The sequence below is a fragment of the Nocardia sp. NPDC050408 genome (genome assembly GCF_044458905.1).
Taxonomy (GTDB): domain Bacteria; phylum Actinomycetota; class Actinomycetes; order Mycobacteriales; family Mycobacteriaceae; genus Nocardia.
Genome location: NZ_JBITIL010000005.1, coordinates 394,042 through 417,700, shown reverse-complemented (window position 1 = coordinate 417,700; position 23,659 = coordinate 394,042). Strand labels below are relative to the sequence as shown.

The 23,659-nt window shown below is 66.2% G+C and carries 19 protein-coding genes and 1 pseudogene; 9 read left to right on the top strand and 11 right to left on the bottom strand.

The features are described 5' to 3' along the window. Window positions 1-95: 95 nt before the first annotated feature. On the top strand, window positions 96-431 hold the full coding sequence (locus ACIBJI_RS18300; protein ID WP_364346218.1) for a WXG100 family type VII secretion target: 336 nt from the start codon (window positions 96-98) through the stop codon (window positions 429-431). 33 nt (window positions 432-464) lie between these two features. Then, window positions 465-758 carry a WXG100 family type VII secretion target gene (locus ACIBJI_RS18295; RefSeq protein WP_364346216.1) on the top strand — a complete coding sequence of 98 codons (294 nt, stop codon included), beginning with the start codon at window positions 465-467 and terminating at the stop codon, window positions 756-758. A 70-nt stretch (window positions 759-828) separates the two neighbouring features. Here ACIBJI_RS18295 and ACIBJI_RS18290 read toward each other — a convergent pair whose 3' ends face one another. Further along, window positions 829-2,253 carry a type VII secretion-associated protein gene (locus ACIBJI_RS18290; protein ID WP_397084965.1) on the bottom strand — a complete coding sequence of 475 codons (1,425 nt, stop codon included), beginning with the start codon at window positions 2,251-2,253 and terminating at the stop codon, window positions 829-831. A gap of 20 nt (window positions 2,254-2,273) precedes the next feature. Continuing rightward, a complete protein-coding gene (eccCa, locus tag ACIBJI_RS18285; RefSeq protein WP_397084963.1) occupies window positions 2,274-6,314 on the bottom strand; it encodes a type VII secretion protein EccCa in 4,041 nt (1,346 codons plus the stop codon). 174 nt (window positions 6,315-6,488) lie between these two features. Here eccCa and eccD point away from each other — a divergent pair, with 174 nt between their 5' ends. Genes eccD through ACIBJI_RS18270 form a run of 3 tightly spaced genes read left to right on the top strand, consistent with a single transcriptional unit; the run spans window position 6,489 to window position 10,168 of the window. Further along, on the top strand, window positions 6,489-7,955 hold the full coding sequence (gene eccD, locus ACIBJI_RS18280; RefSeq protein WP_396957453.1) for a type VII secretion integral membrane protein EccD: 1,467 nt from the start codon (window positions 6,489-6,491) through the stop codon (window positions 7,953-7,955). Then, window positions 7,952-9,358 (top strand): type VII secretion-associated serine protease mycosin, encoded by a 1,407-nt coding sequence (gene mycP / locus ACIBJI_RS18275; RefSeq protein ID WP_364346208.1) that lies wholly within the window; start codon window positions 7,952-7,954, stop codon window positions 9,356-9,358. The genes eccD and mycP overlap by 4 nt, the downstream gene beginning before the upstream one ends. Before the next feature lie 60 nt (window positions 9,359-9,418). Beyond that, window positions 9,419-10,168, top strand: coding sequence for a potassium channel family protein (locus ACIBJI_RS18270; RefSeq protein ID WP_364346206.1), 750 nt, complete (start codon window positions 9,419-9,421; stop codon window positions 10,166-10,168). A gap of 1 nt (window position 10,169) precedes the next feature. On the opposite strand, the gene eccB is transcribed toward ACIBJI_RS18270, so the two are convergent. Continuing rightward, window positions 10,170-11,657, bottom strand: coding sequence for a type VII secretion protein EccB (gene eccB, locus ACIBJI_RS18265; RefSeq protein WP_364346204.1), 1,488 nt, complete (start codon window positions 11,655-11,657; stop codon window positions 10,170-10,172). 112 nt (window positions 11,658-11,769) lie between these two features. Between eccB and eccE the strand changes: the two genes are divergently transcribed. Continuing rightward, window positions 11,770-13,419 carry a type VII secretion protein EccE gene (gene eccE, locus ACIBJI_RS18260; RefSeq protein ID WP_364346202.1) on the top strand — a complete coding sequence of 550 codons (1,650 nt, stop codon included), beginning with the start codon at window positions 11,770-11,772 and terminating at the stop codon, window positions 13,417-13,419. Between the two features lie 49 nt (window positions 13,420-13,468). On the opposite strand, the gene ACIBJI_RS18255 is transcribed toward eccE, so the two are convergent. Further along, on the bottom strand, window positions 13,469-14,029 hold the full coding sequence (locus tag ACIBJI_RS18255; protein WP_364346200.1) for an NAD(P)H-dependent oxidoreductase: 561 nt from the start codon (window positions 14,027-14,029) through the stop codon (window positions 13,469-13,471). Window positions 14,030-14,161: 132 nt separating this feature from the next. Between ACIBJI_RS18255 and ACIBJI_RS18250 the strand changes: the two genes are divergently transcribed. Then, on the top strand, window positions 14,162-14,998 hold the full coding sequence (locus tag ACIBJI_RS18250) for an NAD(P)H-binding protein (RefSeq protein WP_397084960.1): 837 nt from the start codon (window positions 14,162-14,164) through the stop codon (window positions 14,996-14,998). A gap of 473 nt (window positions 14,999-15,471) precedes the next feature. Here ACIBJI_RS18250 and ACIBJI_RS18245 read toward each other — a convergent pair. Then, window positions 15,472-16,440, bottom strand: a pseudogene (locus tag ACIBJI_RS18245) (NAD-dependent epimerase/dehydratase family protein); the annotation flags it as partial. Window positions 16,441-16,480: 40 nt separating this feature from the next. After that, window positions 16,481-17,290, bottom strand: a complete 810-nt coding sequence (locus tag ACIBJI_RS18240; protein ID WP_364346196.1) for an S-methyl-5'-thioadenosine phosphorylase — start codon at window positions 17,288-17,290, stop codon at window positions 16,481-16,483. A gap of 74 nt (window positions 17,291-17,364) precedes the next feature. On the opposite strand from ACIBJI_RS18240, the gene ACIBJI_RS18235 reads away from it, so the two are divergent. Next, a complete protein-coding gene (locus tag ACIBJI_RS18235; protein WP_364346194.1) occupies window positions 17,365-17,580 on the top strand; it encodes a hypothetical protein in 216 nt (71 codons plus the stop codon). A gap of 98 nt (window positions 17,581-17,678) precedes the next feature. After that, window positions 17,679-18,032, top strand: coding sequence for a metal-sensitive transcriptional regulator (locus ACIBJI_RS18230; protein ID WP_396957615.1), 354 nt, complete (start codon window positions 17,679-17,681; stop codon window positions 18,030-18,032). Window positions 18,033-18,035: 3 nt separating this feature from the next. On the opposite strand, the gene ACIBJI_RS18225 is transcribed toward ACIBJI_RS18230, so the two are convergent. The 5 genes from ACIBJI_RS18225 to ACIBJI_RS18205 form a co-directional block, all read right to left on the bottom strand. Beyond that, on the bottom strand, window positions 18,036-18,941 hold the full coding sequence (locus tag ACIBJI_RS18225; RefSeq protein WP_397084957.1) for a TAXI family TRAP transporter solute-binding subunit: 906 nt from the start codon (window positions 18,939-18,941) through the stop codon (window positions 18,036-18,038). Beyond that, window positions 18,941-20,365, bottom strand: a complete 1,425-nt coding sequence (locus ACIBJI_RS18220; RefSeq protein WP_364346192.1) for a HAMP domain-containing sensor histidine kinase — start codon at window positions 20,363-20,365, stop codon at window positions 18,941-18,943. Before ACIBJI_RS18220 ends, ACIBJI_RS18225 begins: the two co-directional genes overlap by 1 nt. Before the next feature lie 37 nt (window positions 20,366-20,402). Then, on the bottom strand, window positions 20,403-21,062 hold the full coding sequence (locus tag ACIBJI_RS18215) for a response regulator transcription factor (protein WP_062983355.1): 660 nt from the start codon (window positions 21,060-21,062) through the stop codon (window positions 20,403-20,405). A 46-nt stretch (window positions 21,063-21,108) separates the two neighbouring features. Next, complete coding sequence (locus tag ACIBJI_RS18210) at window positions 21,109-22,530, bottom strand: MFS transporter (protein ID WP_397084955.1); 1,422 nt, start codon at window positions 22,528-22,530, stop codon at window positions 21,109-21,111. 289 nt (window positions 22,531-22,819) lie between these two features. Then, window positions 22,820-23,644: an LLM class F420-dependent oxidoreductase gene (locus tag ACIBJI_RS18205; RefSeq protein ID WP_364346188.1), complete on the bottom strand. Its 825-nt coding sequence runs from the start codon at window positions 23,642-23,644 to the stop codon at window positions 22,820-22,822. Window positions 23,645-23,659 lie beyond the last annotated feature (15 nt).

Sequence of the window (23,659 nt, the reverse complement as noted above, 5' to 3'; positions counted from 1 at the left end):
TGGATGGAACCGAACGGGCCGAGGACGCGTCCAACCGTATGAACGAGGTCAACTCGCACTTGGATTGACCACAACCAGAACCAGGAGCAGAAGCGATGACTTCACCAGGGAATTTCGCTGCGGATACCGAGGGTATCAATGCGAAGGCGAAGGAATTCCAGGAGCAGCACAACAGCCTGATGATGGCCATCCGGCAGTTGAAGACCGATGAAGACAACGTGACGAACGGCGCCAACTGGCAGGGTGCGGCCCGCGACGCGTTCAACGCCTTCATGGAGCGCTACTACTTCCAGGCCGACAAGATGAACGACCAGCTGATGGAGACCTCCGAGAAGCTGCTCAAGATGAGCAACTCGTTCTCTGATCAGACCGACGACTTCGCCTCCAAGGTGCAGGCGCAGGTTTCCAGCCTCGACCTGCCTGCGGTCTAAACTCCAAAACCACGCAGCATAGGAGCCTGAACAATGAGCAGTGGCAAGCCCATCTCCGCTAATTTCGACGGTGTTGCAGACGGCGCGCGTCAGATCATCAACCGCGCCGAGACCATCCGCAACGAGCTCGAGGCCTTCGAGAAGAAGGTGAAGGCCTTCTTCGACACCCAGGGTGGTGCGGCGAAGGAAGCGTTCGACCAGTACCAGACGACCTGGAACCAGCATGTCGTTCAGCTGAACACGACCCTGCACGGCGCCGCTCAGCTCGTCGACAAGGGCAACTCCGAGCTTCAGGGCACGGACACCGCGCTCGCTGGCCTCTTCTGAGATTCGACTCGGAACCATTCGTGCCCCCGGCAGTTTGCCGGGGGCACGAATTATTTGGGCGGAACAGCGATTACGGCGTCGTCTGAATGGATGCCGCGAACTGCGCACAGGTCTGCGCGATCGAGTCCCAGCTACCGAAGTACTGGCACCCGGTGCTGATCTGAAGTCCCTGCTCCACCAATACATGCCAGTTCACAGTTGAGCCATCACCGGGCTGTTCGGTGTAGGCCAGGCCCGATTTACCGCCGAATACTATGTCGCGCTTCAGCTCGCCGACCGTACCACTCGGCCGCTGCTTCATCTGGGCCTCGAGATTCGCCGCGACCTGCTCGTATCCGGCGCCCGTTGCGACCGGGGTCTGGATCACGGTGATGCGCATCCGAGTTCCGTCCGACGGGACGAGATCGACCCGAGACTTGTTCGGGTCAGGCGCCTGTGCGAATCGCCATCCAGCCGGTATCTGGAAGCGTACGCGCCCAACGGTTTCCGATGCTCGGGCCGTCGTCGATGGCTGCGCGCTGGTCGACGGCGGCGTGGGACGCACGGAGACAGCTGTGCTCGCCGGTGCGGCGGTTGGGTGGTCATCCGAGCCGCCGAACGCGAACACTGCCCCGACGGCCGCAGCGGCCACCACCGCAACCGCAGCCACGGCACTCACCACGTACACCTTCGTATTGCGCCCAGGCGGCTGCATCGCCGCTGCCCGCTGCCGCAGCGGCTGCATCCACTCCGTGGTCGGCAATGGCGCGATCTCGGGCTGGTACTCCGGTTCCAGCCGCGACCCACGCACCAGATCAGCGCCCGCGACCGGCCGGACTTCGACCTCCGGTCCGCAGAACCGCTGTGCCACCGACCTGATCACATCAAGCTTCGCCGAATCCGAAACACCCACCGCCTGAACGACATCGGCGGGTTGCCCGCCGAGCAGACGATCGAAAAGAGTGGCCAGCTGTTCGTCCCCCGCCGCATCCGGCGCGATGTCGGCAACCGCGAGATTCGGTTCATGCTCACACGATTCGATGTGAGTGCCCTGATGGCTGCGCACGACAGCGGTCGCTGTGGTCGAGAGCGGGCCGAACTCCAACACAACGGTGCGCCTGCTGCGCGCGGTACCCGCATCGGTGACAACGGCGCGTATTGCCATGTCCTCGAACACGATATCGGTGGCGAAGCGCCGAACAGCATCGTCGATGACCGCACGTCGCCGCCTGCCCCATTCGGTCGGGCACACCACGGTCACCTGTTCGCACGGAATCGCCGCACCGAGGTTCCGCAGGACTGTTCCGACCACCGCCGTCATCGCTTCGGCGACGGCCGGAACACGCGGCAGCAGGGCTATGCGGTCCCCGCCCACATACTGGACCGCGGAGCTCACCTGTGTCGGCGGTGTAAGCGGCTCTCCGACAACGAGATCCCCGTCGCTACCGAGCACCACCGAAGGCGGCGTATCCCAATGGGTGGCCGGACCGCGCGCCCATACGCGGGTGTCCGTCACCACTAGATCGACGCTCGGCATCACTCCGCCGGAGGCATCCAGGCCAACTGGATCAGACCTTCGCTGTTACGCGTGACGTAGGTACCACGCCCGGGGGGTTTGATACCCGGACGCGTGTTACCGAACAAAACGCCCTCATCCTTATTGCAGCTCATGACCAGAGCGGCCGATCCGAGGTCCTTCATGCGCGCGACCGTCGCTTCGTACAGTGCGCGACTCGCGCCACCGGAGCGCCGCGCGATGATCACGTGGAAACCCAGATCTCGGGCATGCGGAAGGTGTTCCAACAGCGCCGATACCGGGTTGCCGCTGGATGAGGCGACCAAGTCGTAGTCGTCGACGATGATGTACAGTTCCGGACCCCGCCACCAAGAGCGATCACGCAGTTGCTGCGGCGTGACGTCGGAGCCGGGGGTCCGCTGGGCCACATAGGCGGCGAGATCGGCCATGTTCTGGGTGAATTGCGGTGCGGTGGAACCGTATCCGGCGAGGTATCCGTTGGGCACGAGTCCCAGCATCGACCGTCGGTAGTCACCGAGGATGAAACGCGCCTGATCCGGTGTGTTCGAGGCCGCGATGCTCTCGATAATCGACCGGAGCAGTGTCGTCTTACCGCTTTCGGTATCACCGATGACGATGAAGTGCGGGCTCTCGTTGAAGTCGAGGTAGACGGGCGCAAGCTCGGATTCGTTGATGCCGAGTGGAATTCGCATGCACTTGGCTTCCGGGTCGACCTGGGAGGGCCAGTTGCCCGCGAACTGCAGCAATTGCTCGCGCGGCAACATTTCCGGAAGCATTCTGGCGGCCGGAGCGGGCCTGCCAGGAGTCAGACGGGCAATGGTCGCCACCGCGTCCGCCACTGCCTGGCCGAGGTTTTCCTGGGCGGCACTGCCATCGATGCGCGGCAGACCGGTCAACATGTGCAGGCATTCGGGGGTCATGCCGCGACCCGGGCGCCCCTGGGGTACCAGGGCGGCGAACTTGCGGCCGAGGTCGGAATCCATGGGGTCACCGAGACGGAGTTCGATGCGGGTGCCGATCTGGTCTTTCAGGGCGGGACGCGCTTCGGCCCAGCGGGCGAGGGCGATGACCACGTGGACGCCGTAGGACAGGCCCTGGACCGCGAGGTTCATGATGGGCTGTTCGAGAGGGTCGAAGTCCTGGCGGATGGAACCGAAGCCGTCGATGACCAGGAAGACGTCACCGAACGGATCCTCGTGCGCCCCAGCCGCACCGGGACTGCTGGCCGGGTCCATGGCGCGCAGACGGCGGAATTCGGTCATCGACTCGATGCCCAGTTGGCGGAACCGCGCTTCGCGCTGACGGACGATGGTCGTCATTTCGGCGATGGTGCGCCGGACCTTGTCCTCATCGAGACGGCTGGCCACCGAACCCACATGCGGCAGGCCTTCGAGGCTGGCCAGGGTACCGCCACCGAAGTCGAGGCAGTAGAACTGCACCTGTTCGGCGGTGTGGGTGAGGGACAAGGCCATGATCATCGTGCGCAGGGCCGTGGATTTGCCCGACTGGGGGCCGCCGACGACTGCGACATTGCCTCGTGAACCCGACAAGTCCACGACGAAGGGGTCGCGGCGCTGGTCGTAGGGGCGGTCGACGATGCCCATGGGGGCGCGCAGGGTGGCGACGGCGGAGTATTCGCCGGTGAGCACGCTGCGCGGGATGAGTTGGTCGAGGGTCGGGGCCTCGTCCAGGGGCGGGAGCCAGATCTCGTGGGCCGGGCGGCCGTGGCCGCGGATGCGGGAGGCCAGCATATTGAGGTTGGAGATCTGTTCGCCGTCTTCGGACTGCGGTTCGGGATCGTGTGTCGGCTCGGACGGCAGTGGGATGCGGTCGATGGCGCGGAAGTCGACGTGGGTGGCGGTGAACGGCCTTGCCTTGATATCGATTTCGCCGCCCGCGACGCCGGCTTGGGTGACCTCGCGTTGGGAGCCGCCGCCGACGTAGGGGCCGGAGACGTAGGAGGCCTGGAAGCGCTGGATCTCGCCGGAGTCGGACTTGAGGTAACCACCGCCGGGGATGCCGGGCAGGTTGTAGGCGTCCGGGACGCCGAGGACCTGGCGGGATTCGTTGGCGGAGAATGTCTTCAGACCGATGCGGTAGGAGAGGTGGCTCTCCAGACCCTTCAGCTTGCCCTCTTCGAGGCGCTGCGAGGCCAACAGCAGGTGCACGTGCAGCGAGCGGCCGAGGCGGCCGATCATCACGAACAGTTCGGCGAAATCCGGGTGCTGGGTGAGCAATTCGGAGAACTCGTCGAGCACGACGAACAGTGCCGGCAGCGGGTCCAGATCGGCGCCCGCGGCGCGCGCCTTTTCGTATTCGGAGACGTTGGCGAAGTTGCCCGCCTGACGCAGTACCTCTTGGCGGCGGTTCATTTCACCGGCCAGGGCGTCGCGCATACGGTCGACGAGGTCGGCTTCCTCTTCGAGGTTGGTGATGACGGCAGCGACGTGCGGGACACCGTCCAGGCCGAGGAAGGTCGCACCACCCTTGAAGTCGACGAGCACCAGGTTCAGCTGGTCCGGCGAATGCGTGGCCAACAGGCTGAGCACCAGGGTGCGCAGGAATTCCGATTTACCGGAACCGGTTGCGCCGATGCACAATCCGTGCGGACCCATACCGCTTTCGGCGGCTTCCTTGATATCGAGTTCGATGGGCGCGCCGTCCGCGCCGACACCGAAGGGCACGCGCAGCCGCTCGCGGCCGTAGCGGGGACGCCAGGCGTGCTCGGGATTGAATGTGCCGATGTCGCCGAGCTTCATCAGCTGGGTCCAGGTCGAGATCACTTCGGCGTCATCGTGTTCGGCATCGCTGCTGCGCTGGGTCGCGGCGCGATACGGCGCGAGGCGGCGTGCGACCTGCTGGGCCTGCTGCGGACTGATTCGGTCGATGAGCGCGAAACGCTCCTGGTTTCCGGTGGCGCCGCGACCGACGCATTCACCGTTCTCGACAACCATCTTGATGCCGCGCGAAACGGCCAAACGCGGTGCGTAGCCGCACAAGTCGATGATGGTCACGCCTTCGTAACCGGATTCGCGAAGTTGGTCTTCTTCGGCCTCGAGCAGGCCGCCGTCGACGACAATGACGATATGCACCAGGTTGGCATTGGCGGGCTGGTTGCGCGAATAGCGAACGCGGTTGGCCAGCAACGGATGCAGCCCCGCGGTGGCCTCCCGGATCGAGCCGTAGAACATTCGCTCGGTGCCGATGCCGTCCTGCGCGTCCGGATGTTGAGTGTGCGGCAGCCACTTGGTCCATTCCCATTCGCGGGCGGTGTCCGGGCCACAGACGACGGCGATGAGCACCTGGTCCGGTGCCTGGAACATGCACAGCTGCAACAGCATTGCGCGGGTCATATCGCGAGCTTCGGCGCGGTCGCCGTCGAGTGCGATGGTCGCGAAGCCCTTGACCGCGATCGCCGTCGGCAGATCCGGAACCGTGGAGTGCGCGCGCACGAAGCGGCGCAGCGAGACCGCCGCGATCGGCTCCAATTCCTCGACCGGGCCGGTCTCCGGCGCGACCAGACGGGTGGCCAGACGCTGTCCGCCGATGCCGATGCGGGCGTGGCAGAAGTCCTTGTCCCCGGCGCGACGTTCCCACATGCGGCTGGTGCCCGCCAGCATCCAGATGAGACCCGGCTCGGGATGGCTCCATTCGACCGAGGCACGCTGCTGGGTGGCGGTCTGGTCGACATCCTTGCGAACCTGGTCGAGGTAGCGCAGATAGTCCTTGCGGTCCTCGTTCGCCTCGGCTGCCTTCTGTCCCTTGCCGCCCCCCTGACCGGCGAACATGCCGACCATGGAGACGACCATCATCATCGGGAACATCATGCTCATCGGGTTCGACGCGATGCTGCCACCCTGGGTGAACAGCAGCGCCATCATGCCGACCATGCCGACGACCATCACGACCGGCATCAGCTTCGATACCAGGCTGCCCGGTGTCACCCTTGGGATTTCGGGCGGCGGCTGCAGCGTGACCTCGCCACCTGGCGTGCGCGGCATCTCGCGACGCGCACGCCGCTGGAACCGGACAGTACTCATCGGACGAGATCCCCCTCTTCGCAAGCTGCACTTTTTCGGCCTCAGTGTAGAGGGCACAGCTGACATGTCGTACAGTTCGACCAGCATTCTGCTGCCCGAACGGTGGGTTCGCAAGCTCGGCCCCCTCGCTCACGGGACGCGGAAATACGAGGTAGAGACCGAGTTGGGGGAAGCTTGACGCACGCGCGACTTGACCACATCGACGAAGAATCCTCGCGCGGCATCGTCCGTGCGCCCGATCTTGCCCGGGTCACGATTCTCGCGAAGCACACTCAGGTTGATATGGCGATTCCGGTCGATGTGCCGGTCGCGCTGGTGATTCCGAGTGTCGTCGATATGGTCGCTCAACACAGCCGCACCAACGATTTCGACAATGAGGGCGAGCGTTTCGAGCCCGCCGAATGGGTGCTGGCCCGAATCGGCCATCCCCCGTTCTCCAATTCGCTGAGCCTCGGCGAGCACGGCGTGCGCGACGGCGAACTGCTCATGTTGGAGAGCGCCTCGCATACCGCACCGACGCCGCTGTTCGACGACATCATGTACAACGTCGCGATCGCCGACGCCGATCACTATCGCAGCTGGACACCGAAGGTCGCGCGGATCACCGGGTCGGTGCTGGCCGCGCTCACCATGATCGTCGGTTGCCTCGGTCTGCTGCTGTCCAAAGGCGCACTGCCAGGCTGGGTTAGCGGTTCGCTCGCGTTGACCGTGGCGATTCTGCTCGTGGTCGCCGGCATGGTGCTCAGCAGGATGTACGGCGATACCTCGACCGCGCTGGTACTCGGGGGCTGCGCGCTGCCCGCCGCGTTCACCGCCGGAATGCTTTATGTGCCAGACGATTACGGCTGGGCGCATCTGCTGCTCGGATCGGTATTGGCCGGCGCGACAGCGGTTCTCGCGTGGCGCGTCACGGGCGTCGGCCTCGCGCTGTTCATCGGCGCGGCCACGCTCGCCGTGTACGCGGTACCGGCCGCGCTGGTCGGCGTGCTGACCGACCAGCCGGAGAAGGCCATCGGCGCCGTCGTCGCCGCGCTCGGGCTCGCGGGTCTTTCGCTCGCGCCGCGGGTTTCGATGCTGCTGGCCAAACTGCCGCTGCCGCCGGTGCCCTCCCCCGGCACCCCGATCGACCCGACCGAGGACGATCCGGACGATCACCGCGCGCTGCCGACCATGGACGCGCTCCGGGTGAAGTCCGAACGGGCCCGGATGTACCTGGCCGGACTCGTCGCGGCAACCACGCTGCTCTCGGTGGGGGGAGCGTTGGCGGGCACCGATCCCAGCGCCGGGGATCCGTACTGGCCGGGTATCGCGCTGGCGCTGGTGACCGCCGTGGTGCTGATGTTCCGCAGCCGGACCTACGCGGGCGCGGAACAGGCCGTGGTGCTGATCGCCGGCGGCGCGGCAATCGTGCTGATCATGATGGTCGGCGTCGCCATCGGCATGGAGCAGCCGCTGGCCGTCTTCGGGGCGGCGATGGTAGTGCTGGTCGCCGCGTTGATTCTCGGAATCATCATTCCGAACCAGTCCGCGACACCGCCGATGCGCCGTGGCGTCGAATTGCTCGAGTACGCGTTCGTGGCCGCCGTGCTGCCGCTGGTGTTTTGGGTGGCCTCGCTCTATTCGCTCGTTCGCGGGCTGTGAAGCCGCAACTGCGCGTCGCGGCGGCGGTCGTGGCGTTGGGCCTGAGCGCGTCGTTGGGGCTGGGGGCCGGTGCGGCTGCCGCGGATCACCCGCCCGCGGTGAATCCTGGTCTGCTGCCCGCGGGCGATCCGGCCGCGCCGCCCGAAAAGACCGAGCGGCCAGCGAATTCCGATTGCTCGAATACGGTCTCCGGTGGTGAGGGCGCGACGATTCCGACCGCTCAGCGCTCCCTCGATCTGGAAAGTGCGTGGCGGTTCTCCAAGGGTGAGGGCCAGACTGTCGCGGTCATCGATACCGGTGTCGCGCGGCATCCTCGCCTGCCCGGATTGATCGCCGGTGGCGACTTCGTAGCGAACTCGGGCGACGGCACCGAGGACTGCGACGGGCACGGCACCTTCGTCGCGGGATTGATCGCCGCTTCGAAGATCGATAGTCAGGGGTTCTCCGGTGTCGCGCCGGAAGCGCGCATCATGACCATCCGCCAGACCAGCAAGATGTATCAGAGGGAAGGCCGGGCCAGGGAGCGCAATCCCGACGACCTGCCCGAGGGCTACGGCAATCTGGCCACCATGGCCTCGGCGATCCGGCGTGCGGCCGATGCGAACGTGAGCGTCATCAATATCTCCGAGGTGTGGTGCGGCTCGTCCAATGACGTCGACGGATCCATCGGCGCGGCAGTGCGATACGCGACGCTGGAGAAGGACGTGGTCGTGGTCGTGGCCGCCGGAAACCAGGACGGCTCCTGCAAGACCGAACAGCAGATCATCGATCCACTCAATCCGTCCGCCGATCCGTGGAGCAACGTCAAGGTCAATGTGAGCCCCGCCCGCTGGGACGACTATGTGCTCTCGGTGGGTTCGATCGATTCGAACGGCGCGCCGTCGAAGTTCACCGTGCCCGGCCCCTGGGTGAGTGTGGCCGCGCCGGGCGAGAATATGGTTTCGCTCGACCCGCGCGGGACCGGGACCGCCACCGGCACCGTGAATCAGCAAGGGCAGCAACAGGCGATGAGCGGGACGAGCTTCGCGACGCCGCTGGTCTCCGGGGTGGTCGCGCTGGTACGTGCCCGTTTTCCGGAGCTGAGTGCGCTGGAAGTGGTCAAGCGGATGCAGGCCACCGCGCATGCGCCCGCCGAGGGGTGGAGTCCGTATATCGGCTACGGCGCGATCGATCCGGTCGCGGCGCTGACCGATGAGGTGGGCAGCACGCCGCTGCCGCCCAAGCGGCCGAGCCCGGCCAAGAACGCCCAGCTCGCGGTGCCGAAACCGGCTCCGCCGCCGGACAATCGGGCTCGCAATGTCGCGCTGATCGGCACCGGGATCATCGGGGGCGCCTTGGTGCTCGGCTACCTCGCCTCGTTCCCTATCCGCCGCCGGTTCGGGGTCAACTCCGACGATATGTAGCGTCGTCGTGGCAAACGGCGGTACATAGGGTGTCGCGCCCGATCGAAACAGGTAGTTCCCATGCACCCAGCACACAGCCACCCGAGCCGTAGACAAAACTGGGAACGCGCGACCGGTGTTCCGATGCTGGTGCTTGCCGTGCTCTTCATCAGCGTCTACGCCTGGCATGTGCTGGATACCGGAGCGTCACCGCAGCTCGATGCCTGGCTCGAACGGATCGACATCATGATCTGGGCGGCATTCGCCGCGGACTTCGGCATCCGGACCTGGTTGTCCAGCGATCGTTGGCGGTTCGTGCGCACACATCCGCTGGAGCTGTTGATCGTGCTGTTGCCGCCGTTCCGGCCGGTGCGGTTATTGCGGGCGGCGCTACTGGTGCTCGACCAGCTCAACCGCAATCGGGTGACGCGCGCCCGGCTCGCGATATTCGTCGGCACCAGTTCGGCGCTCACGCTGGTGCTGTGCAGTCTGGCGTTCTTCGATGCCGAATACGGCGCACCCGATAGCAAGATCCACAACTTCGGTGATGCCCTGTGGTGGTCCATGGTGTCGGTGACCACGGTCGGCTACGGCGATGTGTATCCGGTGACCGTGCACGGCCGCCTGATCGCGCTGATCCTGATGACGCTCGGCATCGGCCTGATCAGTTTCGCCATCGGCACCACGACCAGCTGGGTAATGGATCAGCTGAAGGCCGTCGAGGTGAGCGCCGACCGCACCGAAGGGGAGATCACGGTGCTGATCGACGAAATCCGCGCGCTACGCAGCGAAGTCGCCGAGTTGCGCGCGGCCTCGATGTCCGAGGACTGACTCAATTCGCCGAGGCGACAGGCGATTTCGAGGGCGAGGGATCCGCGGAGACGCCGTCGTGGGCGACCATGGCATCCGCGCGGGCCAGGCTCGGACCGGCCGCGAGCAGGCCGACGATCGGCCACGGCGCTGGTTCGGCCTTGGTGCCCGAATCCGAATCCATGCCGAGCGCCTTTTCAGCGTCGGAGTCCTTGATGCCGTAGCGGACACCGGTGTCGGCGATGTAGAACTTGCTGTCTTTACGGCGACTGTCGGGTTCGATACCGGTGGTCTGGACGAAGGCGCCGGTGCCCGGCGGGATGTAGACCGAGTCGGCATTGGGGCCGGTACCGTCTGCCTGGGCCAGCTGCACGAGTTTGGCGTTATCCGGAATCGGCAGGGCCACACCGGTGAGCACCGTCAGTTCGGCGCGATTGCCACCGTCCTTGTTGTCCGCGGCGGCGGCCAGCGGCTTCCAGGACAGGCAGCTGACCGGCTGGTCCTTGTAGTCGACGATGGACGGCACGGCCTGTGGGTACGTTCCGACCTGCAGTGTGCTCGACACCGGCGCATAGGTCTTGTCGATCTGATCGACGACGTCGTTGCCCGACGTCGAGCGGACTCGGTTGCGGATGATCTCGGCGGTCACCGGCGAGATCGGCTGCAGACCGTCTTGCAGCACAACGTATTCCGTATTGGGCTGCGCGGGAACGTGGACGACGTCGCCGATGCGGTGGCTGCCGACCGAGTAGGTCACCGGGCCGCCCGGATTATCGATGTGGGGCGGAATGATCGGCAGCACTTCGGGAATCGTATTGAGCAGGCCCTCGCTGATCGGCCGGGCGGTCGCGCCGGTGATCTTCAATGCGTCGGTGACAGCGCGGTCCTTGAGGTCGACGCGAGCGCGCTTGCCCTCGTACACCAGATACGCCGAATCCTTGCCCTGCACCAGCAGCGCCCGGTCCCTACCCATCACCGACGCCTTCTCGCCGAGCGAGAGACTTCCGGCGAGCACCGAGGTGGTGAGGTCCCTGCTGCCGTCCACCTTCAACTGGTCGCAGACGGTCCAGATCCGGCCCTTGCCGTCCTTGTCGAAATGCAGTGAGGTAGGTGCGCCCGGAATGCCGATCAGCTGGCCGCGCGCCTTCTTGCCGATCTCGGATTCCTTGACGATGACGGCCTTTTCCGGCGATCCTGCGGCCAACCGGGCCGAGGCGAGGTTCAGCGTCGGATGCGCCACATCGTTGATCATCACGTAGACGGCGCCGGATTCCTTGCCGATCAGGATCTTGCTACTGCCTACCTTGTCCTGTGGACGCAGCAGTGCGAGCACGCCACAACCGGCCAGCACCACGATCGCCATGATCAATCCGGCCGCGTAGGCACGGGACTGGGAGCGCATCGGATCGTGCAGCATGCGCACGTCCCGGCGCACCAGCGCGTGTTCCATCCGCCGGACCAGGAAGCGGTAACCGCTCACCTGCCAGCGTGTAGTGGGTTTTGAAGGCATGTTTCCCTCCCCGAACAATGCTCGCGTTCGCGGAACACAGTACAGTTCCCGAGGACTATTGTTCAGCTCGGCCGCTGCGATACGGCCGATACCGGGTACTTGGGGGACGACGATGGCCGAACAAGCCGGCGCGGGACCACGCCCGCTGCTCGGGCGCATCTCACTGCCGAATCTGCTGATAGCGCAGGTGATCGGGCTCGTTGCCGGACTGCTCGCCTTATTGGTCGGGGTTGCCGCCTGGCCCGCGTTGGGCGTCGCGGTGGTCGTCGGACTGCTGCCGCTGATCCCGGTCGCCAAGCGCACCATCCTGGATTGGATCGGGACCTGGTGGCGCTATCTGACCCGCGGCGATTACCAGCTCGGGGATACCGTCGACTTCCGCGGCTCCGACGGTCGCTCGCTCGGGTTGTATTGGGACGGAACGAGAGTCGTCGCGGTCGTCGAGGTGCTGGCCCCCAAGGGCGGGCTTACCCGGATCGCTCGCACTACCGTGCACGCCTCGCATCTGCTGCCGCTGCCGGAATTGGCGAAATGCCTGAACCAGCACGACATTCTGCTCAGCGGTATCGACATCATCAGCCATGGCCACCGCAGCCGTTCGGGTACGCCCGCGGGCAAGATCTACGAATCGCTACTGGGTCCGCTGCCCGCGACCGCGCACCGGAATGTGTGGCTCGCCATCAGCTTCGACGCGATCGCGTGCCCGGAGGCAGCGGCCCGGCGCGGTGGCGGTAGTGAGGGTGCGTCGCGGGCGGTAACCATTGCGACGCAACGCATTATGCGCACGCTGGAGGACGCCGACTGCAGCGCTCGCATCCTCACCGCACCCGAGATCCGCAAGGCGGTTCTGCAGGTCACGCAGGGCTTCGATCCGCGCACGCTGACCCACCGCTGGCGGTACGCCGAAATCGGCAACAGTGTGAATATCGGTAGCGCGGTCGACCCCAAGCGGCTCGGCTCGGATCTGCTCTCGCAGCTGTGGGTTGCGCCCTCGCGCGGAACGACCGTCGCGGTGCGGCTGCGTCCGGGTAGTTCGGCCGAAGCGGTGAGCGTCGGTGCAGCCTGGCGGCTGACCACGCGGGAGCTGCCGGAGCGCACGAAACTCAAGGGTCTGATCTCGATGAACGGGCGACAGCGTGATGGTCTGCTCGCGCATCTGCCGCTGGGCATTCCGGATCTCGACGATGCGGTTCCGGTGACCGAGTACCCGATCGATGTGATCAGTGCGCTGCATCTGCCGTCGTCGGGGTGCGGTCAGCTGATCGGGTCGGATGACGAGGGTCAGGGTGTCGCGGTCCGGATTGTCGGTACCGGTATCTCAACGGTGTATGTGGCCGGTGAGCTGTATTTGGCCCAGCAGTTGGTGTTCCGTGCGTTGGCGGTCGGCGAGCGCATCCTGATCCGTACCGATCGGACGCACGCTTGGGAAAATTTGGTGACGACCATCGGGAATCCGGAGCGCCTGCAGCTCGCGGTGGAGACCCATCAATCCGATGCCGGATTCACCGCGACGGTGGTAGACGGTGTGCTGGCGCCCGCGCCGCACGCCGGTGTCACGACTATCTATGTCACCGGAGATCCGATGGGCTGGCCCGCGACTCGGCCGGACCTGTCGATTCACCAGCCGGGGGCCATCGGGAACCATGTGGTGCTGCGAACCGGAACCGCCCAGGTCGACCTGACCCTGGTCTCCATCCCCCGCGAGGCAACATACATCGGCCACCCCCGCGGCCGCCGCGCGATGGCAGACAGCGCGCAGTAGTCCCGTTGCCATGATGCTCGCGACAGATTGTGTCGGGAGAGGTGTGGGTTCAGCCGGGGTAGGGGTTGGTGGTGCGTGCTTCTCGCAAAACGCGTGCCCACCAGGTCAACTGGCGGATCAGGCGGTCGGCGGCGTCGATGGCGGCGCCGTCTTGGGTGTTGCCTGATTTGTCGAATTGCTTTTTGGCCTGGTGGAAGCTGACGGTTTCGCGGATGGAGACCATGTGGATTTCGGCGACCACCTGACGGAGTTGTTCGACGGCCCGCAGGCCGCCGGACAGACCACCGTAGGAGACGAAGCCGATGGGTTTGGCGCGCCATTCGTGTTTCGCGGTGTCGAAGGCGGTCTTCAGGGACGCGGGGTAGCCATGGTTGTACTCGGAAGTAATGGCGACGAAGGCGTCGGCGGCGGCCAGGCGCTGGCGGTAGGCCTCGACCTCGGCGGTGACGGTCAGGTCCGTCGGCAGCGGGGTGGTGAGGAGATCGATGACGCCGGTGTCGAATTCGGGGGTCGCCCGGAGCGTGCGCAGGAACCAGTCCGCGACCACCGGAGCGAATCGCTCCGGGCGCGTGCTGGCCACGATGACCTCTAGCCGTAGCGGAGTATCCACTGCGCGAGCCTAACTCGGTGTGCCGACGGTACGGTCGAGGCGGATGCGGCGATCTCGATTTCATTCGCGGGGATCGGTCGATGATTCCGAATGATGGACGGGGCAACCCGGTGCGACTCTGGAGGAGACGGCATGATCCTGGTGACCGGCGCGACCGGCAATATCGGCACGGAACTGGTTGCGGCACTGAGTGACTCCGGCGCAGACGTGCGCGCGCTGGTCCGCGATCCGGCACGGGCGCAGCTGCGCGCCGGTGTCGAAGCGGTGACGGGTGATCTGAATCGGCCGGAAAGCCTGACCGAAGCCCTGGACGGGGTCACCGGAATGTTCCTGCTGCCGGGCTATGCCGACGCCCCCGACCTGCTCGCCCGCGCGAAAAAGGCGGGCGTCCAGCGCATCGTCCTGCTTTCGGGTGGTTCGGCGGCACTCGAGGATATGAACAATGCGGTCTCCGCGTATATGACGCAGGCCGAGCGGGACGTGCGCGAATCCGGCCTGGCGTGGACCTTTCTGCGCCCGCGCTCGTTCATGTCGAATGCGCTGCGCTGGCTGCCGCAACTCGAACAGGGCGATGTGATCCGCGCCCAATTCCCCGACGTACCCGTCGCCGCAATCGATCCCGCCGATATCGCGGCCGTCGCGGCGGTTGCCCTGACCAGCGACGGGCTGGCCGGGCGTATTCTCGAGCTGACCGGCCCGCGAGCGCTCGTGCCCGCCGATCAGATCGCTGTGCTCGCCGAAGTGCTCAACCGGCCGCTGGTCTGCCAAGGCTTGACGAATGCGCAGACGCGGGCCGAACTCGAGGCCTCAATGCCGCAGCACTACGTCGACGCATTCTGGAGCTTCTTCGTCGACGGCACCCTCGACGAATCCCAGGTCTACCCCACCGTCCACGAGGTGACCGGCCGAGAACCGCGCACCTTCGACCAGTGGGCCCGCGCACACGCCGACGCCTTCGCCGAGGCGTGATCGATCGCAGTATTCGACCTGAATACAGTCCGTCCCGAACGACGCGTACCAAATGGGCCGCTCCGGAACCGATGACGTCGTAGCGCCGGGCAGATGCGCGACGCCCAGCGAGTCCGCCCAAGGCAATGCCCGCTTGCTGGACAGTCCAACGCGTCAGTCGCGAACACGGCGCTGAGGCGCAACCGCAATCACATCGGCGAGCCCGCTCCGGCCTCCGGTTTCGCCAACTCAGGCTGGGACGGCGGCGCCGCCACGTCCCGCCCGGCACCCTCTACCGCTGGCTCCGGTCCGGGGGCGGTCGTCTTCGCGCTCGGCACCAGAGCATCCGGGCGGGCTTCGGGTCGCACGATCGGCGCGGCGGGCCGAGGTTCCGGATGAACCCGATGCTCGGGTGTGGTCGGAGGATTCGGAGCGGCGCGCACGTGTAGTGGGGCGGATTCCCGTTGGGGTGTGGTGGACTCGACTGCGGGAGCGGCGAGTTCGGCCAGGCCTTGGGTGGGTGAGATCCGGGCGGTGAAACCCAATGTGCGCCTGGCTCGTTCGGGGTCTGCGGCCAGGTGGCGGGCGTCGCCGAGGTGGTAGCGGCCGGTTACTACGGGGGCGGGGCCGCCGCGGGCTTTGGCCATGATCGAGGCGACCTCCCACATGGTGACGGGGTGGCCGGAGGCGATATTCAGGGGGACGAAGCCGGGTGGGCGGCGGTCGACGGCGGCTACGGTGGCGGCCACGATGTCGTCGACGTGCACGACGTCCCTGACCTGCCCGCCGTCCTCGCCTACCAAGGGCGGGCGGCCCTGGTCCAGTGCGGTGAGGAAGTTTCCGATGAAGCCGGTGCGCGCGCCCTCGCCGTAACCGTTGTGGTAGCGCAATGCCGTGACGGCCGCGCCCGTGGCCAAACCCCAAGCCAGCGCATAGTTTTCCTGCGCCAACTTGCTGGCACCGTAGAAGCCGCGCGGACGCAGCGGCGCGTCCTCGGTGACCGGCTCCCAGGTGAGCAACTCGCCGGTGCGCGGCGCCAAGTGGTCGAACATGCCGCGGTCCAGATCGGCCCGCCGCCGAAGTCCCGGATAGAACGGCCCGCTGTTCATCCCGCGATAGCGCCCCTCGCCGTACACCACGACGGACGAGGCGAGCACCAGATGACGTATCTTCGCCCGCCCCATCACATCGAGCAGCACCGCCGTCCCGAGATCATTGTTCGCGGCGAACACCGCCGATTCGGGTCCGGATGTGACGGCGGCAAGGTGACAGACCGTATCGATGCCATGCAGCAACGGCTCGAGCGCATCGGCATCGCGCACGTCCACCCGCGAAACGCCCTCCGGCACTTCCACATCCGCCCCGAGTAGATCGACCCCGACCACCTCGTGCCCGGCGGCGGCCAGCGCCCGCCGCAACCGCGCCCCGACGAACCCGGCTGCCCCGGTGACCAGCACTCTCATCGCATCAGCACCCCGCGTTTCGGCTCCGAACCAACTTGATTCACGGTAGTTCGAACGGTAGTGATACTCCCGCATGGACACGGCAACGTTCGCAGGTATCGGTTCCGGTGACCGCCGAAACCGAGCGCCTGATCAGCTCCTTGAACGGTCCCAGGTTCTTCTTGAACTCGGCGAAGACCTCGACCGCGTGCACACCGCCACCCTCCTCCAGTCCGGCATCCAAATCGGTCACCAAAGCGACTGCGGCATAGCACATTTCGAGTTCACGGGCGAGCACGGCCTCGGGATGTCCGGTCATATTCACCAGCTCCCAGCCCTGTGCGGCGAACCACCGGCTCTCGGCCCGGGTGGAGAAGCGCGGGCCCTGTACCACGACCATGGTGCCCGAAGACTTCATCGGCAGCGCATCCGTGGCGGATTTCGTTGCCGCGGAGCGCAGTTCGTCGCAGTACGGGTCAGCGAAGGAGACGTGCACGCCACCGCCGTCGAAGTAGGTCTGCGAACGGCCGGAGGTCCGGTCGACCAGCTGATCCGGCACCGCCACGGTCCCCGGCCCCCAGTCCGCGCGCAAACTGCCGACCGCGCACGGCGCGAAGATCCGCCGCACCCCGATCGAGCGCAGCGCCCACATATTGGCCAGGTAGGGCAGTGTATGCGGCGCGAATTCGTGCTGTTTGCCGTGTCGGGGCAAGAAGGCCACCGGGCGACCCTCCACTTCGCCGACCGCGATCGGCGCGCTGGGCTTGCCGTAGGGTGTCTCGACCTCGACGGTGGTCGCCTCGCTATCGAAGAAATCGTAGAAGCCACTACCGCCGATCACGGCGAGCGCGGGCCGAACATCCAAACTCATGCACCGATTCTCTCGCTCGCCCCGGATTCCCGACCAGACGGGTCCACATCTCACCCACTGAACCTTCGTTCATCATGACCGATCCGAGCGGATTGCGCGGCAGCCCGCGCCACCTGCGCACCGTCGGCGGGGTCGGTGTGATCCCGGTCGCCTGGGGTGCGGGCCGGCTTCTTGCTTTCGCCGCCCTACCCGCAGGTCGGCGTGACCCTGATGATCCAATTCATGGCCCCGATCGCGATGATCGCATGGAACTGGGCAGTGCGTGGACGACGACCCGACGTGGCGCATAGCGCGGTAACCTGACAACACCCTCGCGACACTGTACCCTAGGGGGGTATTATCGAGGCCGGTCCAGCCGGTGAGCAGCGAGGAGCAGTCGGTGACATCCATCCCGTCGCACAATGACACCGCGCCCGCGCCGGGCAGTGACTCGGCGGGCACCCACGACCACGCCGCGCACGGCCACGGCTACATCACTGCCAAGGACGATTACCTCAAGCGCCTACGCCGGATCGAAGGCCAGGCCCGCGGCCTGCAACGCATGGTCGAGGAAGAGAAGTACTGCATCGATATCCTCACCCAGGTCTCCGCGATGACGAAGGCACTGCAGGCCGTGGCGATGGGCCTGCTGGAGGACCACATCAGCCACTGCGTGGTGGACGCGGCGGTCGCCGGTGGTCCCGAGGCGGACGCCAAGATCAAAGAGGCCACCGACGCCATCGCACGCCTCGTGCGTTCCTGACACTCAACCGTGTCGCCGTCGGTACACCGCCGCCGCACCCGGATGCAAAGGGACGGAATCGGTTCCGATGAGTGAGCGGCTATCCAGGAATTGGGTGCCAGCCGCCTCGGCGGGCACCAGCCGGTCCGCACGCGAAACCAGTAGCTCGACGATCGCCCCGGCCGCCGCGTCGGACATGGTCGGGGCGGCGAGCAGCAGATTCGCGACGCCGACCGTGCGGACCGAACGACCGCTGTCGTAGGCGTCGGCCGGAATCTCGACCAAATCGTAGAGGTGTCCGAAGCGTTCGCGCATCGGCGCGGCCAACTCACCGAGTTCCACCAACCGCAGCCGCTGCGGCACATCGAGAGCGTCGGTGGGCACGCCGCCTGCCCATAGCAGCGCGTCCAGCTCACCGGATTCCACACCCGCCACCGCATCTCGCAGCGGTCGATGCGAAATATCCACATCCGAAACGGGATTCACGCCCGCCGCCCACAGCAGTCGCTCCCCGGTCACCGCCGCGCCGGATCCCGCAGCCCCCAGATTGACTCGGGTCCCGCGCAAATCGGTGACCTGTTGAATCGGCGCATCCGAGCGCACGGCCAACTGCAGATAGTTCTCGTACACCCGACCGAGCGCGACCAACGGAGCCCGTTCACTCTGCACCGAATCTGCAAGCGCCAGTGCGGCATCCACCTGCCCGTTCGCCAACATCCCCAGATTTTCCTGCGATCCGGTTGTCGTCACCGGTTCGATCCGCACCGTGCCCGCCTCCTGGGCCACCGCCGCGAGCAGTTCCGCGAATGCGTGATAGAAGCCGCCGACCTCACCCGAGGCCAGCCGCACCAGCTCAGGCCCCTCACCGCATCCGACAGCACCGGCCGCGACACCGAGGACGGTGAGCGCCAGGAACTTCCGCCGCCGCATCACGACCGCACCACCTGCGGCAGCCGGATTTGGATCGCGAGACCGTGCGGCTCGACGGGCAGCACGGATAAGGTGCCGCCGCGCGCTTGGGCCAATGCCATTGCGATCGGCAGACCGAGACCCGAGCCGCCGGCGGACGCACCGGAGCCGCGGAAGAACCGGGTGGTCAGCTTGTCGATCTCGGCAGGTTCGACGCCAACGCCATTGTCACGCACGGTCACGGTTACCCAGCCCGGCTCGGCGTCGACCACGATGATGGTCTGCGTGCCGGACCCTGCATAGCCGCACGAATTACTCAGTGGCACATCGAGAATCTGAGCGAGAACATCAGCGGACACAGCTATATCGGCCTCGGCAACCTGCGGTTGCGCCCGCAATTCCTGTCCGGCGTTCTCATAGGCGGAGTACCAGGCGTCGACCCGATCAGCAGCCACTTGTACCGCGTCGCAATGGTTTTCGGTATCGGAGGGAGTACGCGCTGCCTCGAAGGCAGCTGGGGTCTCGGCGACCGCCAAACTCAGCAGACCATCGAGCAGCGCGGTCAGCCGCTCGACTTCCGCACCCGCGCTACGGAAGGTGGCCACTGCGGTTTGCGGAATGGCAGCCTCCAAGGAGTCGAGACGGATGGTCAAGGCGGCGAGCGGATTTCGCATCGCATGCGCCGTATCCGCAACGAGCTGACGTTGCGCATCCGCCGAATCGGCGACCGCCAATGCCATAGCATCGAAAGATTCCGCCACCGCCCGCATCTCCGGCGGTCCGCCGTGGTGGCGGGCGATCGAGACGTGCGCGGCGGCCTCCGCGCGCGGCTTCGGCAGGGTCGCGGTCAATTCGGCGACCGCCTGCGATAGCGCCGCCAGTGGGCGCAGCACCCAGCGCGCCAAGCTCAGCGCCAACATGGTGAACACCACCATGGCCAGCACCGCTCCGACCGCGATCACCGCCCACGCGCGGGCGATATCGCGCCGGGCACGCGCGGTGGATGCCTCGATCACTACCGCGCCGTTGACCTGCACCCCGGTGCCGACCGGGCGGGCAATCAACACCGTCGACCCACTCCACGGGGTGAGCCGATAGACCGGCTGGGGACGCTGATTGCGGCGAGCTGCGGCAACGGCGGCCTCGACGGGCGCGGCGGCCGCATCGACGCCCGCATTCACCGTCCGCGCGCCCCGCGCATCGACCACGAGCACATTTTCGCCGTACAGATCGTGGTATCGCCCGGCCTCATCGGCCAGTGCCCGACTGTCCCCCTCGGCCACCGCGGCATCGGCGAGGCTGGCGAACCGGTCGGCATCGCCGGACCGATCGGCCACGAACTCCTGGGTGCGGCTGGTCGCGAACGTCAGCGACAGCGGTACCGCGAAGGCGAAGACGGCGATCGCCGCGAATACCGTCAGCGCGACGAGTAGTCGTCTGCGCATGCCGGGCTCCGCTCCTAGGTCCGTCGGGCCGGCACGATCACTGGCCCCAGCGGTAACCGTAGCCGCGAATAGTCGTTATCAGCCCAGGTCGGTCCAATTTCGCCCGCAGTCCGGTCATATGCACATCCAGTGACCGGGATACCGCGACGAACGCGTCACCCCAGATCCGATCCATCAGCTGTTGGCGGCTGACCGCGGCACCGGGCCGCTCCACCAATGCCTCGACCAACTCGAATTCCTTCTGGGTCAATGGGATCGGCCGCCCGGCAACCTCGACCACCCGGGCCGCCAGATCGACCCGCACATCCCCGGTGACCACCTCGGCCCGCTCCGGCTGCGATCCGGCGGCCGCGCGGCGCACCACATTCTCCAGCCGGGCCATCAATTCCGCGATCCGCGGCGGCTTCACCAGATAGTCGTCGGCGCCGCCGCGCAACCCGCGCACAATCGAGCGTTCGTCACTGCGCGCGGTCAGGATCAACACCGGCACCGAGCTCACCTCGCGCAACTGACGCAGCACGTGCAGGCCATCGCCGTCGGGCAGTCCGAGATCCAGGATGACCGCGTCGTAGCCGCGGTGGGCGGTGAGCAGATCCGCGCCGCGGCGTTTGCGCTCGGCCTGATAGCCGCGGGCGTTGAGCGCCTCTACCAGCGCGTCGCCTACGCCGTCATCGTCCTCGACCACCGCCAGCCGCACACGCCGATCCTCCCATAGCGGCGCTGCGGCGTGTGCGGTCGGGCCGTCAGGGTCGAGCCGCCGCGAGGTCACGGTCCGGCTCGGTGGGTGAGGTATCCGCCTTGGTGAGCGAAATACCGTCCGTGGCAGCGGCATCGGCGTCGATGGCCGATCCGCTCGAGGTCTCCCGCATGAACCAGTAGGTCAGCAGCGAGATTCCGATGCATCCGGCGACGTACCAGAAGTACAGCGATTCGTGGTTCGCCTGCTTCAACGACAGTGCGATGGTTTCGGCCGTGCCGCCGAAGATCGCGACGGTCAGTGCGTACGGCAGGCCGACGCCGAGCGCGCGAATCTTGGTCGGGAACAGCTCGGCCTTCACGATGGCATTGATCGAGGTATAGCCGGTGATGATGACCAGTGCGCCCATCATCAGCGCCCAGGCGGCGATCGGGTTCTTGGTGTGCGCGAGCACGGTCATGATCGGCACGGTCAGCAGGGTGCCCGAGACGCCGAAGAAGATCAGCAGCTTGCGTCGTCCGACGCGGTCGGACAGTGCGCCGGCCAGCGGCTGTAGCACCACGAAGACCAGCAGTGCGATGAAGTTGATCCACGAGACCGTCGACTTGGAGATGCCAGAGGTGTTGATCATGAACTTCTGCATGTACGTGGTGTAGGTGTAGAACGCGACGGTTCCGCCGAGCGTCAATCCCATCACCAGCAGGCATTCCCGCGGATACTGCAGCAGCATCCGCAGCGAACCGCGCGCGGGCTGCTTCGCACCGGCGCTGCTCGCAGCGGGATCACGCTCGGCCTCGACCTCTGCCTCGACCTCTGCCTCGAAGTGCTCGGATTCGTCCATGCTGCGTCGTAGCCACATTACGATCAGCGCGGCCGCCGCACCGATCACGAACGGAATGCGCCAGCCCCAGTTGTTCATCTGCGCGTTGTTCAGGAACTGCTGCAGGATGATCTGCACACCGAGCGCCACCAACTGTCCGGCGACCAGCGTGACGTACTGGAAGCTCGAATAGAATCCGCGCTTACCTGTCGAGGCCACCTCCGACAAATACGTTGCACTGGTTGCGTATTCGCCCCCAACCGAGAGGCCCTGCAGCAAGCGGGCCAGCAAAAGCATTATCGGGGCGGCGATTCCGATCGTCTGGTATCCGGGCGTCAGCGCGATCAGCAGCGAACCCGCCGCCATCACCGTCACCGATAGCGTCAGCGCCGAGCGACGTCCGAACTTGTCGGCATAGCGCCCCAGCGCCCAACCGCCGAGCGGCCGCATGAGGAAGCCGACCGCGAAAACCGCTGCGGTGGAAAGCAATTGCGCGGTCGAATCGCCCTTGGGAAAGAACGACTTCGCGAAATACACGCTGAATGCGGCATAGACATACCAGTCGTACCACTCGACGAGATTGCCGATGGAACCACGCAATACATTCGCGACCACCCGGCGCTCGCCGACAGGCTGTGTCGTAGTCACAAGATCTCCTTCTTCGACGCGGCCTTGCGTCGGTCGGAGACCAGTGTGTGCGCAGTCACAGCGCCGATGGAAGCGCGGGGCGCCCTTTCTAACGCAGTCTTAGGACGATTGCCGTCGGTCGGCGATCGCAGGGCTGCGATCTACCGACGAATCGGGGGAACCGATGTTCATCCCGTGCCGAACCGACTACGCCCGAGGAAAGCGGCGGCGTCCGCTCGAGTTGTTCGACCCGCTTCAACAGACCCTTACGGCGATCGGCCGGTAACGCGGGCCGATCGCCAGCGCAGGACTAGTTCGCGAGCAGCGGGGCGAGGGTGCGCAGAGTGGCGGCTTCGTCGGCGAGGACTTGGAGTACGACGTGGTCGGCGCCCGCGGTCAGGTGGGTCGAGAGGCGATCGACGATCGAATCCGCGTCGCCGTGGGCTACCAGGGCGTCTATGAGGCGGTCGCTACCGGGTTTGGCCAGGTCGTCGTCGGTGAAACCGAGGCGACGGAGGTTGGCGACGTAGTTCTGCAGGTCGAGGTAGAACTCGACGCGCGGGCGGGCAGTGGTGCGGGCCCGGACCGGGTCGTCGTCGAGGACCACCTTGTGTTCGGTGGCCAGTAGGACACCCTCGCCGAGCAGCGCGCGGGCGCGGGCGGTGTGTTCGGGGGTGACGTTGTAGGGCAGCGCGCCCGCGGACCGTTCCGCCGCCAGCCCCAGCACGCGCGGGCCGAGCGCGGCGAGAGCGCGACGCTGCTCGGGTACGCCCGCGGCATCCAATTCGTCGAAGTATTCGACCAGCGCGTCGTAGGGCTTGCGATACTCGCCTTGGTGTTCGGGATGGCCCGCACCCAAGCCGAGCAGGAACCGGCCCGGAAAGCGCGCATCGATCCGGTGGAACGACTCAGCGACCTGCTTCGCGGGTGCCGTCCATATATTCACGATGCTGGTGGCGACGGTGATCGACTCGGTTGCCTCCAGCAGCGATTCGATCACGGGCAATTCGGCGGGCGGGGACCCGCCGAGCCACAGCGTGCCGTAACCGAGTCCTTCCAAGTCCTGCGCGTCCTGCGGGGTGAACCCCCCGTAGTAGCGCCATACGCCGAACTTTCCGAGGTCTCCGATAGCCATGTCCGGAATGAACGA

Excerpts from the sequence above, each read along its gene's own strand:
- eccE (WP_364346202.1), top strand. The coding sequence starts at position 11,770 with ATGGCCGAACAAGCCGGCGCGGGACCACGCCCGCTGCTCGGGCGCATC.
- ACIBJI_RS18250 (WP_397084960.1), top strand. The coding sequence starts at position 14,162 with ATGATCCTGGTGACCGGCGCGACCGGCAATATCGGCACGGAACTGGTT.
- ACIBJI_RS18225 (WP_397084957.1), bottom strand. The coding sequence starts at position 18,941 with ATGCGGCGGCGGAAGTTCCTGGCGCTCACCGTCCTCGGTGTCGCGGCC.
- ACIBJI_RS18240 (WP_364346196.1), bottom strand. The coding sequence starts at position 17,290 with ATGAGTTTGGATGTTCGGCCCGCGCTCGCCGTGATCGGCGGTAGTGGC.
- ACIBJI_RS18220 (WP_364346192.1), bottom strand. The coding sequence starts at position 20,365 with ATGCGCAGACGACTACTCGTCGCGCTGACGGTATTCGCGGCGATCGCC.
- eccB (WP_364346204.1), bottom strand. The coding sequence starts at position 11,657 with ATGCCTTCAAAACCCACTACACGCTGGCAGGTGAGCGGTTACCGCTTC.
- eccCa (WP_397084963.1), bottom strand. The coding sequence starts at position 6,314 with ATGAGTACTGTCCGGTTCCAGCGGCGTGCGCGTCGCGAGATGCCGCGC.
- ACIBJI_RS18205 (WP_364346188.1), bottom strand. The coding sequence starts at position 23,644 with ATGGCTATCGGAGACCTCGGAAAGTTCGGCGTATGGCGCTACTACGGG.
- ACIBJI_RS18300 (WP_364346218.1), top strand. The coding sequence starts at position 96 with ATGACTTCACCAGGGAATTTCGCTGCGGATACCGAGGGTATCAATGCG.
- ACIBJI_RS18295 (WP_364346216.1), top strand. The coding sequence starts at position 465 with ATGAGCAGTGGCAAGCCCATCTCCGCTAATTTCGACGGTGTTGCAGAC.
- ACIBJI_RS18270 (WP_364346206.1), top strand. The coding sequence starts at position 9,419 with ATGCACCCAGCACACAGCCACCCGAGCCGTAGACAAAACTGGGAACGC.
- ACIBJI_RS18235 (WP_364346194.1), top strand. The coding sequence starts at position 17,365 with ATGACCGATCCGAGCGGATTGCGCGGCAGCCCGCGCCACCTGCGCACC.